Raw genomic sequence first — 11,731 nt, forward strand, 5'->3', positions numbered from 1 at the left:
GTCGAAACACGGCTGCGCAGCAGCGAGATCGATTCCGGTGCAACAGATCTGCCGCACGATGGCGAATCCGTCGGCGACCTTCACGTACGCGGGCCGATGGTCGGGTCGGGATACCTGAACCGACCGGAGGCCACGGCGCAGAGTTGGCTCGCCGACGGCTGGTTCGCGACCGGCGATGTCGCGGTGATCGGCGAGGACGGCATGCACCGCATCGTCGGACGCGCGTCGACGGATCTGATCAAGTCGGGCGGATTTCGCGTTGGCGCAGGCGAAATCGAAACCGTCCTACTCGGACACCCCGCCGTCGACGAGGTCGCGGTGATCGGTGTTCCCGACGACGACCTCGGCCAGCGGATCGTCGCCTATGTCGTCGGGTCGGCAGTCGCCGACGACGAGCTCATCGGGTTGGTAGCCACCGAGCTGTCGCACCACAAGCGTCCCAGGGAGATTCGACGCGTCGACTCCCTACCACGCAACGCGATGGGCAAGGTACAGAAAAAGCTGTTGGCGCAGTGAGCAATCCGTTCGGCCCACCCGACTCGACGCCCCCCGACACCTCCCACTGGACGACGCGGCCCGCCCCCACACCAGAGCCCTCATCTGAACGGCCCTCTCCCCCACGACGACGGATACGCCTGTGGCCGCTGCTCGTCGCGGCGCTGGTGGCGCTGGTGGTGTTGGTGGTCGTCGTCGTGTTGGTCGCCACCGGTCCGGCGCCCGGCGCGCACACCACCGCGCCGGCTTCGGACACCCGCTCGGCCCAGCCGACCCCATCTCCCGAGCCGAGCGTCGCCACGACGTCGCCAACCACAACGTCGATCGATGCCTCCCCGCTCAGTCCCGAGGCCGCAGAGGCGTTGGCCACGCTTGGTGAGCTCGCCGTCAAGGGCCGGGCGCCGCGTACCGGGTATGCACGGTCGCAGTTCGGACAGACGTGGTCGGACGACGTCAACGTCGAGTCAGGCCACAACGGATGCGACACCCGCAACGACATCCTGAAGCGCGACCTCACCGGCGTCGAGTTCGCGCCGGGAACGAGGGACTGCGTGGTGGTCGCCGGAGTCCTGAACGATCCGTACAGCGGACGCACCGTCGACTTCCGACGCGGCGCCGAGTCGTCGATGGTGCAGATCGACCACGTGGTCGCTCTGTCGAACGCATGGCAGACCGGCGCACAGGCGCTGACCCTCGACCAGCGCACAGACCTCGCGAACGACCCGCGCAACCTGCAGGCGATCTACGGGCCGTTGAACCAGCAGAAGGGTGCGGGTGACGCGGCGACCTGGCTACCGCCGGCCAAGGCGTACCGCTGCACGTACGCCGCACGGCAGATCCGCGTCAAGAAGGCGTACTCACTCTGGGTCACCCCGCCCGAGCGGGACGCACTCGTCCGCATCCTGGATGGGTGCACGCGAGCCTGAGCCGACCTCGGATTCGACCGCCGCCTCTGTTCGACCGCCGCCTCTGTTCGACCGCCGCCTCTGTTCGATCATCGTCGGCCCACAACGCTCCGCCACGCGAGATCGACATCATTCCCTCGGCCTACGGACAGCCGGCTTCTATGTTCTCGTCGGATAACCGTAGGTAGGGTGGCGGGCGCGTCGGCATTATGTCCGACTTGTCACTTACGATGTGACCGTCATTCGACAGTGGCTCCCGCCACAACGCGGCAGAAAGGCACGAAACATGGGCGTCAGCCTGACCAAGGGTGGAAACGTATCGCTGACCAAGGAGGCTCCGGGCCTCACGGCTGTCGCAGTCGGACTCGGCTGGGACGCGCGGACCACCACCGGAGTCGAATTCGACCTCGACGCCAGCGCGATCGCGTGCGGCACCGACAAGCGAGTTCTCTCCGACCAGCACTTCGTGTTCTTCAACAACCTCCGCTCGCCGGAGGGCTCCATCGAGCACGCCGGCGACAACACGACCGGTGAGGGCGACGGCGACGACGAGGTCATCAACGTCGACCTCGCGGGCACCCCGCCGAACATCGATTCCATCGTCTTCCCGGTCTCGATCTACGACGCCGACTCGCGTAGTCAGTCGTTCGGCCAGGTCCGCAACGCCTACATCCGAGTCGTCAATCGCGCGAACGGCTCCGAGATCGCCCGCTACGACCTGTCCGAGGACGCGTCGACCGAAACCGCCATGGTCTTCGGCGAGCTCTACCGCAACGGTGCTGACTGGAAGTTCCGTGCTGTCGGCCAGGGCTACGCGTCGGGCCTCGCGGGCATCGCCCGCGACTTCGGCGTCAACGTCTGACCCACGTCCAGCCATGTCACGATGCCGCGCCTGGCATACACAGGCGCGGCATCTGGCTGTCTGACTGCGTGCACCCGGCAGCGGGACGCGCGATCTCCCTACTTCGGTGATGCAAGAAAGGCCGCTCCACCGTGATCTTCCGAATATTCGGACTGTCCATCGCCATCACGATCGTTTCGTTGGTGGTCGCATTCATCTATGGCGGCCCGACCGCCCTGTTCCTCACACTCATCCTCGGCATCCTCGAGGTGTCGCTCTCCTTCGACAATGCGGTCATCAACGCGACCGTGCTGCGACGTATGAGCGCGTTCTGGCAGAAGATCTTCTTGACCATCGGTGTGCTGATCGCGGTCTTCGGCATGCGGCTGGTGTTTCCGCTCGTGATCGTCTGGTTGAGCGCCAAGCTGAATCCCGTCGAGGCGCTGCGTCTCGCGCTCAACCCGCCGACCGACGGCTCCCCGACCTACGAGCAGATCATCACCGACGCGCACCCACAGATCGCGGCGTTCGGCGGCATGTTCCTGCTGATGCTGTTCCTCGGCTTCATCTTCGAGGAGAAGGAACTCCACTGGCTGCGGTGGATCGAGCGTCCGCTCGAACGCATCGGCAAGCTCGATCAACTCTCCGTTGTCGTCGCCGTCGTCATCCTCGTCATCACCGCTGAGTGGATCGCACCCGACGACGAACGTTCGACGGTGCTCTTCGCCGGCGTCCTCGGCATGATCACCTACATCCTGGTCAACGGGCTCGGCGAATTGTTCAACGCCCCGGAGGAACTCGAAGACGACGCCGAATCGGAATCACTTCCGCGCTCGGGTCCGAGCGAGCTCGCCAAGGCGACAGGCAAGGCAGGCTTCTTCCTCTTCCTCTACCTCGAGGTGCTCGACGCGTCGTTCTCGTTCGACGGCGTCATCGGAGCATTCGCCATCACCGCCGACCCGATCATCATCGCGTTGGGCCTCGGCTTCATCGGCGCGATGTTCGTGCGTTCGCTGACCGTCTTCCTCGTCCGTAAGGGCACGCTCAGCGAGTACGTCTACCTCGAGCACGGCGCTCACTGGGCGATCGGCGCCCTGGCGCTGATCCTCATGTATTCGATCGGCACCCACGTCCCCGAAGTGGTCACCGGCCTGGTCGGCGTGGTGCTCATCCTCGCGGCTTTGATCTCCAGCATCATTCGACGCCGCAACCACCCCGACGAAGACACAGAGAACGCCAGCTCGAGCACCGACGGCTCGACCACCCCGGAAGGAAAGTCCGATGACGGTCAACATGAACAAGGTGACGCTGAGCAAGTCGACCCCGACGGTGTCGCTCGCCAAAAGGGGTGACGGCCAGGGGAATATGCGCGTCAACCTCAACTGGGAGCAGGGTTCCGGTGGAGGTCGGTTCTTCAAGCGCTCGGCGGGCGTCGACCTCGACCTCGGGGCCATGTACGAGCTCGCCGACGGCAGCAAGGGTGTCGTGCAGGCGCTGGGCAATTCCTTCGGTTCGCTCGATCGCGCGCCCTACATTTTCCTCGACGGCGACGATCGCAGCGGAAGCAACACCGGCGGAGAGAATCTGCACATCAACCTCTCCGATATCGGACGCTTCCGTCGAATCCTGATCTTCGCCTACATCTACAAGGGCACGCCCAACTGGTCGTCGGCCAACGGCGTGGTGACGCTCTTCCCGAGTTCCGGACCGCAGGTCGAGGTTCGCTTGGATTCCGCGGACGACCGCGCGGTCTCGTGTGCCATCGCCATGCTCACCAGCAACGGCGGCGAGCTGAGCGTGAACCGCGAGGTGCGGTATATCCATGGCGCACAACGCGACATCGACCAGACCTACGGCTTCGGGATGAACTGGACAGCGGGCCGCAAGTAGCCCGCACATAAGCGAGAACCCGGTTGCGACGACATTCGTTGTCGCAACCGGGTTCTGGTGTTTCATGCGGTAGATCCGCAATAGCCGTGCCTCAGCCCTGCTGCTGCCCCAACTGCCGGGAGACCTGCTGGTTGATCTGCTGCAGACCCGACATCGAGAGCCCGGGCAGCTGTCCCTGAATGGTGCGGACAATGGAGAAGTCGCTGCGAACCTTCTCGCTCGACTGCACGAGAACCGTTCCGTTGCCGGTGAAGTCGAATTGCTGTTCCTCGCCCGACTGCACGCCCATCCGGTGTGCGGTTGCCCCGATGAGGTCGGTGACCCACGACTGATCGTAGTGGTGGCTCGGTGACGGGCAATCTGCCCAGCCCACAAGCGCTTCCGGGTCGACCCTCACCGGAGGTTCGACGAACATGACCGGGCCGTTCGACGATGCGAGGAACTTTCCGGTGCCGATCAGGGTGAGGAAGCCGGGCACGATCGACTGCTTCAGTGCCAGTTGCGGTTGGAACGCAAGGAGATTCGCGGCCCTGATCGTCAGGTTGCCGTCGTCGAGGTCGTAGGAATTGATGTTGTAGCCACGGTCGCCGATGATCAGCTTCCCGTGCCCCTCGGCCACCACGTAGTCGCCGAGATACAAAGGCGCAGAGAATTGTTGGGCCACCATGTGGAGGAGCTGGCCGTTCAATCCGTGCTGCAGTGAGGTGAACTTCATCTGCCCGTAGAACGCGATCATCGCGCCCTTCGACATGAACCACGGAGCGTTGAGGTCGATGCAGAACGAGTAGTCGTTGCCCTCGATGTTGTCGTCCACAGGCAACGACATCGGATTCCACACGGTGTTGAGTGCGCTCACAACTTCTCCTCGGACGCCTGTACGTACACGGTTCCCTGCCCCGCACACTGCAATTGCAGTGCTTCGCCACCGGTTCGGCCGACGTTGCGCCAACTCACGTTCGACGTCAGCGTTGTGGTCACCTGCCCGGCTGCAGCGACATACGCCTGGGGATCGACGGTGACGGGTGGTCGGTCGGGGGCGACCCCGAGTTCGAAGATTCCACCGTGCCCGAGGATCACCACCTGGCCCTGACCGGAGAGCTGAGTGGTGAACATGCCCTGACCCGTGACCGCGCCCGCAGCGGCGGACCGCAGCGAACCGAACAGTCCGCCGCCACCACCTCCACCGCCACCCTGAGCGGTCACCGACACCACAGACGCCTGCAGTCCGGACGTGTAGGCGAGCGTGCGTGACGCTTCGACCCGGATCAAGCCGCCGACCCTGCCGACGTCGACGATCTCCACCTCGATTCCCCGGAACCCGAAGTGCACGACGCCCTGTCCGGTGGCGAGGAGCGTCGACTCGTGTTCGCCTGCGAGTCGATGTCCTATCGCGCCGCCGATCCCCGACATCCCGCCCGATCCCGGCCCGACACCGGCGATCTGGTGCGGCGCGAACCGCACGTCGCCCGTGTAGAACAGCATCGCCCCTCTGCGGGCGACCACCGGTCCGGACTGCGCGACGTCGACCGACACGACCTTGCTGTTGACCTTGGTGAACATGCTCCGCCTATCGTTCCGCCGGCTGGATCGACACCACGCCGGTTCCGTCCCACCGCAGCGAGAACGCTTCGCCGCTGCCCTGCCCGATGGCCGAACGCCACGACACGTCGGTCACGAACGACTGCGAGAGCGCGCCACGCGCACAGACGAACGCGTCAGGGTCGACGATCAGCGGATATTGCGGCGAGACCTCGAGGTGAATCAGCGGACCACCGTTCGACACGATGCCGACCTGGCCGGTTCCGCTGACCGTCGTGGTGAACAGTCCTTGACCACCTGTCGCGCCGTGCATGCCCGCGAACGTGACGTTCGTCTGGAGGTTGCCGTTGAGCACCATCAGTTGCTGCGACTCCACCTGCAGCGTCTCACCGCTCAGTTCGATGATCGTCGTCTCCGCGGCGTTGTGCGCGAAGTAGACGACGCCGGTACCACCGGCCTCCATGAGCGACAGGGATTCGCCGGTTGCCCGACGCTTGATCCCGGCGACGAGTCCGTCACCACCGCCGAACCCCGCGGATTTGAAACTGACCTGGCCCTCATAGGCGACCATCGAACCGGAGAGCGCGCGAACCGAGGTGTTGTTCAGTCGCGCCTCGATGACTCGCTTGGATCGCTGTACCAGTTGCACGTTCATCCTCCCGTCGTACCTCAACGAAACTAGTCGATAGCATCAGACGGTGGGCAGTAGGTTCTGGCAGCGGGGCGAGCGTGGCAGCTCAGGCATGCCCGCCGACACCGCGGCGTCGATCCAACAGATGACCACAGCCTTCCTCGAGTCAGAGCAAACACTGAGCAGCATCGACGGCGCGGTCGCCACGGCTCACGAGATCGACCCGCGAACTCGGCTGCGGGACGAGTGGAATGCGTTGCGGGAGCGCTACTCCCAGGCCACCGCCGGCTACCTCGACCTCTCCAACTCGCCACGGCCCGCGCGGGGCGAACTCGCGCGGTGCACCGACGCCTTGCGGTCACTCCAGGTCGAGATGCAGCGTTTCGCCGACGCCAACTCCGCCGAACTCGGCCGCGCGTCGCGGACAGTCGACGAGGTCGCATCCCTCGAACGTCAGACCCAGATCGCGGCGACGCAGCTGCGCGGGGTATTGGCCCAGAGTCCGGCACACCTGACCACGCTGCACAGCGTCCGCGTCGCCACCGAGAGGTTCGACGCCGCGCTGACCGAACAGCGCGCGGCGTCGGGCCTGCTCGCGAGACGGGCAGCCGCTCAACGCGTGCTGGCCGCGCGCCAGTCGCTCGAGGACGCGCTCGCCGATGCGCCGTCGCTCACCGAGCGCGGCCAGCGGGTCATCCGCTCGGTCGACACACGCCGCAGCGGGATCGTGACCCGCGCCGAACGCATGCCCGGCGAACTCTCGACCCTCCGCAGAGAGTTCAGCCTCGAGTGCTCGCTCGATCTGCAAGACAATGAGCAGGTCTACTCCCGGTTCCTCGACGCCGCCGATCACCGATTGGCACAGGCCCGATCGCACCTGTCCGACGCCTCTGACCTCGCCATCAGCGAGGCGCAAGCAGCGCGAGACGAACTCGACGGTGCAGAGCAGGCCGTGGATGCGGTCGCCGAGAGACTGCGGGGTCTGCGAGAGGTGCGCGCCGATCCGGGCGCTCTCGAACAGCGCGTGCGATTCCGCCTGCGAGACGCGCAACACTTCGCCGTCGATAACGCTCTGGTTGACGAATGGGGCTCAGTGCTCGATGCTCAGGCCGACCGAATTGTCCGTTCACGGAGTGCCCTCGACCGGGTACATCCCGACTACTGGACGTATTCCACGGAGTTGACCGAGATCGAGCGCCGCATCGTCGAGATCGTCGAGCGGATGAGGGGGCAGGTGGCCAGGCGATGACACTCACAACCGATGCGCCAAGTGCGAGTCGGGCAGGCAACGGCGCCAGGCACTTTCGTCATCTCCCTGCGTCGACACGGGAACGACTGTTCGTCGCGCAACCGTCGCCGGTCTCCACCTCATGGTCGACCGACCGTCTCGCCATCGCGCTCGGCGCCACCCTCTACGTGCCCGCGACGCGTCCCGACCTCGCCGAGGTGATCACGCGTCGACACGCCGACGGCGTCGTGTCGATGGTCATCGACCTCGAAGACGCGATCGCCGACGGTGATCAGGCCGCCGCCATCAAAAGCGCTGTGGACGCCCTGCGTCGACTCGATTCGACTGCCGCGGCCGAGATGATGCTGTTCGTTCGCGTCCGCTCCGCCGATCAGATCGCGACGATCAGCGACGCGCTCGGCTCGACGAACTCGCTCATGGGATTCGTACTCCCGAAATTCGACGCCGAAAACGCACACGAATTCTTGATTGCGGTGCGAGAGGCCGGTATTCGAGCCGGTAGGCACTTCTGGGCAATGCCGGTACTCGAGTCCGCGGGCATCGTTCACCGCGAGAGTCGCGAACACCATTTGTCGGTGATCGCCGACGCGGTCGACGAGCACCGATCACGAGTGCTTGCCATCCGCATCGGCGCGACGGACATGTGCGGACTGTTCGGCATCCGCCGCGACCGCGACCTGACCATCTACGACGTCCGCGTCGCAGCCGACGCGATCGCGTCGATCATCAACCGGCTGGGACGGTGCGACTCCGCCGGGCACATCGTCACCGGACCGGTCTGGGAGTACTTCGCCGATCACGAGCGCCTCTTCAAACCATCGCTTCGGCAGACCCCGTTCCAGGAGCAGGGCGCCGTGTGGTTTCGCAGCCAGTTGGTACGCAAAGACCTCGACGGTTTGCTGCGGGAGATCGCGCTCGACCGTGCGAACGGTATGCATGGCAAGACAGTGATCCACCCGACTCATGCCGCCGCGGTGCACGCACTCAGCACAGTGACCCACGAGGAGTACCACGACGCACTCGACATCCTCGCCTCAGACACCGGCGGCGTGCAGGCATCGACGTATCGGAATAAGATGAATGAGTCCAAGCCACACCGCAATTGGGCGTCGCGTGTGATCGATCGGGCGGCCGTGTTCGGGGTCACCCACCCCGGCGTCGGCTTCGTCGACCTCCTCACCGCGATGGATCTCTCGTGACAACCACCAGTTCACGTGCAGCGCACGTCGTCGACTCCGCGAACGCCCCGAGCTGGGTCGCCGACACGTTCGGGGTGAGGATCACCGATCTCACAGATACCCCTACCGGTGCTGAATCCGGTTGGAACATGGACGAACTCGTCGTCCTCGGTCTGCGCCGCAATCGCAGGCGGGCACACCTGCTCGTGTCGACGGTTCTCGGCAAACACATCCCCACCCCGCCCGAACGCGTCCGCCGGGCCGCAGACGACCTCGCAGCGCTCATCCGTGATCGCATCGGCGCCGAGGCGGCCGAGAAGTCGACGGTCCTCGGGTTCGCGGAAACGGCAACGGGTTTGGGCCACTGCGTCTTCCATGCGCTCGACGCTCACGCGTATCTGCACTCCACCCGTCGACGCCCACCGGGCGCGCTCACCGTCGGGTCGTTCGAAGAGGGCCATTCGCACGCGACAACCCATCTGTTGCAGCCGAGTTCGATCGAGGTGCTGTCCGCCAAGCCCGACAGTCCGTTGATCCTCGTCGACGACGAGATCTCCACCGGGGCAACCGCGCTACGGGCCATCACCGCGATCTACGAAACCACCGGCAGGCGGGACTATGTGATCGCATCGCTCGTCGACCTGCGTTCACCCGAACATCGGCAAGCCACGGACGATTTCGCGTCCAGCAACGATGTTCGGATCGAGTACGTATCGCTCGCGCAGGGCAGCATCGACCTTCCGGCAGGACTCACCGATGCCGTATGGGAGACGCCGTCGACGCCGCTCAACCCACTCGGGGCGCGAGCTGAGGTCGTCACGGTGACGCTGCCGTGGCCGGCGGATGTGCCCGAGGGTGGTCGTCACGGTTTCCTCCGTTCGGACACACAGGAATTCACCAACGCTGTCGACGACGCGGTGGCGGTACTGCTGCCAGAACTCGACTCGTCGAAGAGCACGGTGGTGGTCGGCCACGAAGAACTGATGTACCTGCCACTCTGCATCGCCGAGGGGCTGGAGCAAGCCGGAATCCCCACGACGTTCCAGACCACCACGCGCTCACCCGCGTTCGTCCGCGACGTCGACGGGTATCCGCTGCGCCGTGGCCTCACCTTCACTGCGCCCGAACACGACCCGGGGACACCGCGATTCGTCTACAACCTGCTCGACCGCGACGGTTCACCCGACCTTCCGCGCATCGTATTGATCATCGACGACCCCGCAGACACCCCCGACCTCACGGCGCAGGGCGGGGTGCTCGACGTGATGACCGCGGCAGGCCACGACGTCGTCGTCGCGAAGGTCATCGCCAGCGGCCAAGGTGCACTGCGTGACGCACGGAGCGCATCATGACGGCTCAGCGACTCACCACAGAGGGAGCGCGGAACGCCGAGCTACGCGGCCCGGAGTTCGGCTCCTACGCACCCGATGAGGTGATCTGGCTTCTCAAAGACCTCTCGCACCTCGAGCTCGAGGCCGCCCTAGCAGTACGCGAACGCCGAATTCAAGCGGGCACAGCGCATTACGCGGAGTCATTGCCCATCGAGTACCAGCCGGGGGCCGCATACCAGCAGTTGTTCGCCGACACCCTCGACGATTCGGCGCAGCGACTCGCGCATGCAGTCGGCGTCGTCGGCGAACTGATCATCGCCGAGCGACATCGCGAGCCGACGCTGGTGTCACTCGCGCGAGCGGGCACGCCCATCGGAGTTCTCCTGCGACGCTGGATGAGCCATGTTCACGACTGGGACGCACCGCATTACACGATCTCGATAGTCCGGGACCGCGGCATCGACACGGCCGCTCTCGACCACATCACCGAACGCCACGACCCCGCATCACTGGTATTCGTCGACGGGTGGACGGGCAAGGGCGCCATCCAACGCGAGCTGACAGAAGCACTCGACGCCTACGCCCGAAGCGGTGGGCCACGCCTCGCCGACGAGCTGGCCGTTCTCGCCGACCCCGGGTTCGCCACCACCACCTTCGGCACGCGCGACGACTTCCTCATCGCCTCGGCGTGTCTGAATTCGACTGTCTCCGGACTGATTTCACGGACCGTTCTCAACGCCGAGCACATCGCCGACGGCGAGTTCCACGGCGCCAAGTTCTATCGACACCTTGCCGAGCACGACATGTCGAACCGCTTCCTCGACGTCGTGTCGGCGCAGTTCGACGCGGTACGCGAGGATGTTGCCGCACACGTCGCCACTCTCGATGCCGCGGATCGCACGCCGACCTGGGAGGGCTGGGAGTCCGTGGAGGCGATCCGGGCCGAGTACGGACTCTCGTCGGTGAACTTCGTCAAGCCCGGCGTCGGGGAGACCACGCGGGTACTGCTGCGCCGAGTTCCGTGGCGAATTCTTGTGCGAGACAACGACCTACCCGAGCACCGCCACATCCGACTACTCGCCGCCGAGCGCGGGGTACCCGTCGAGGTGCGTGCCGACCTCGCCTACTCCTGCATGGGTCTGATCAAGGAGGACTCGTGACCGGATTGGTGGCGAGCGATCTGGACCGCACGCTCATCTATTCGCGTGACGCAATGGGAGAGGGGCAGTTTCGCGACGCCTCTCCGGTGTGTGTCGAGATCTACCGCGACGCTCCGCTGTCGTACATGACGAGTTCGGCGATCACGCTTCTCACCGATCTACGCGCGCAAGCACCCTTCGTCCCGGTGACCACCCGCACGCCCGAACAATTCGGCCGTGTTCAGCTACCCGGCCGAACACCTCACTACAGTGTGGTCAGCAGTGGCGGCCGCATCCTCGTCGACGGTGTCGACGACCACGGGTGGCGCACGGGTGTCGAACGTGCCGTCGCCGCCGGTTCCGCACCGCTCGATGAAGTCACTGGACGATTGGCCGCTGTGGCAGAACAGAATTGGGTGAGCAGGCTGCGCACCGCCGACGACCTGTTCTGCTACCTGGTCGTCGACACCGAGCGCCAGCCCGAGGACTTTCTGCCCGAGTGGGAGCAGTGGTGCGCCCAGCGCGGGTGGGTC

Annotated in this window: 12 protein-coding genes and 1 pseudogene; 10 read left to right on the forward strand and 3 right to left on the reverse strand. The window is 65.3% G+C overall.

Annotated elements, in window-relative coordinates:
* The 5 genes from A5777_RS07485 to A5777_RS07505 form a co-directional block, all read left to right on the forward strand.
* Positions 1-516, forward strand: a 516-nt coding sequence (locus A5777_RS07485; protein WP_156529311.1) for an AMP-binding enzyme, incomplete at its 5' end; no start/stop codon positions are given.
* Entirely contained in the window at positions 513-1,421 is a 909-nt protein-coding gene (locus tag A5777_RS25745) for an HNH endonuclease family protein (protein ID WP_331710579.1), read from the forward strand. The genes A5777_RS07485 and A5777_RS25745, both read left to right, overlap by 4 nt.
* 265 nt (positions 1,422-1,686) lie before the next feature.
* On the forward strand, positions 1,687-2,262 hold the full coding sequence (locus A5777_RS07495; RefSeq protein WP_005202423.1) for a TerD family protein: 576 nt from the start codon (positions 1,687-1,689) through the stop codon (positions 2,260-2,262).
* A 131-nt stretch (positions 2,263-2,393) separates the two neighbouring features.
* A complete protein-coding gene (locus tag A5777_RS07500; protein WP_005202424.1) occupies positions 2,394-3,593 on the forward strand; it encodes a DUF475 domain-containing protein in 1,200 nt (399 codons plus the stop codon).
* On the forward strand, positions 3,523-4,131 hold the full coding sequence (locus tag A5777_RS07505) for a TerD family protein (protein WP_005202425.1): 609 nt from the start codon (positions 3,523-3,525) through the stop codon (positions 4,129-4,131). The genes A5777_RS07500 and A5777_RS07505 overlap by 71 nt, the downstream gene beginning before the upstream one ends.
* Positions 4,132-4,222: 91 nt before the next feature.
* Here A5777_RS07505 and A5777_RS07510 read toward each other — a convergent pair whose 3' ends face one another.
* The 3 genes from A5777_RS07510 to A5777_RS07520 are packed head-to-tail and all read right to left on the reverse strand — an operon-like array spanning position 4,223 to position 6,319.
* On the reverse strand, positions 4,223-4,987 hold the full coding sequence (locus A5777_RS07510) for an AIM24 family protein (RefSeq protein ID WP_064862172.1): 765 nt from the start codon (positions 4,985-4,987) through the stop codon (positions 4,223-4,225).
* Complete coding sequence (locus A5777_RS07515; RefSeq protein WP_064862173.1) at positions 4,984-5,691, reverse strand: AIM24 family protein; 708 nt, start codon at positions 5,689-5,691, stop codon at positions 4,984-4,986. The genes A5777_RS07510 and A5777_RS07515 overlap by 4 nt, the downstream gene beginning before the upstream one ends.
* Positions 5,692-5,698: 7 nt before the next feature.
* Complete coding sequence (locus A5777_RS07520) at positions 5,699-6,319, reverse strand: AIM24 family protein (protein ID WP_064862178.1); 621 nt, start codon at positions 6,317-6,319, stop codon at positions 5,699-5,701.
* A 49-nt stretch (positions 6,320-6,368) separates the two neighbouring features.
* On the opposite strand from A5777_RS07520, the gene A5777_RS07525 reads away from it, so the two are divergent.
* From A5777_RS07525 to A5777_RS07545, 5 genes and pseudogenes are all read left to right on the forward strand, one after another.
* A complete protein-coding gene (locus A5777_RS07525) occupies positions 6,369-7,550 on the forward strand; it encodes a hypothetical protein (protein ID WP_331710580.1) in 1,182 nt (393 codons plus the stop codon).
* Positions 7,547-8,749 (forward strand): HpcH/HpaI aldolase/citrate lyase family protein, encoded by a 1,203-nt coding sequence (locus A5777_RS07530; RefSeq protein WP_064862174.1) that lies wholly within the window; start codon positions 7,547-7,549, stop codon positions 8,747-8,749. Before A5777_RS07525 ends, A5777_RS07530 begins: the two co-directional genes overlap by 4 nt.
* On the forward strand, positions 8,746-10,080 hold the full coding sequence (locus A5777_RS07535) for a phosphoribosyltransferase family protein (protein ID WP_064862175.1): 1,335 nt from the start codon (positions 8,746-8,748) through the stop codon (positions 10,078-10,080). The genes A5777_RS07530 and A5777_RS07535 overlap by 4 nt, the downstream gene beginning before the upstream one ends.
* The gene (locus tag A5777_RS07540) at positions 10,077-11,219 is read left to right on the forward strand and encodes a cysteine protease StiP family protein (RefSeq protein WP_064862176.1); all 1,143 of its coding nucleotides are present in this window, start codon (positions 10,077-10,079) and stop codon (positions 11,217-11,219) included. The genes A5777_RS07535 and A5777_RS07540 overlap by 4 nt, the downstream gene beginning before the upstream one ends.
* Positions 11,216-11,731: pseudogene (locus A5777_RS07545) on the forward strand (HAD family hydrolase); the annotation flags it as partial. The gene A5777_RS07540 and the pseudogene A5777_RS07545, both read left to right, overlap by 4 nt.

Origin of the sequence: Gordonia sp. 852002-10350_SCH5691597, assembly GCF_001665715.1 — a bacterium.
GTDB classification, from domain to species: Bacteria; Actinomycetota; Actinomycetes; order Mycobacteriales; family Mycobacteriaceae; genus Gordonia; species Gordonia sputi.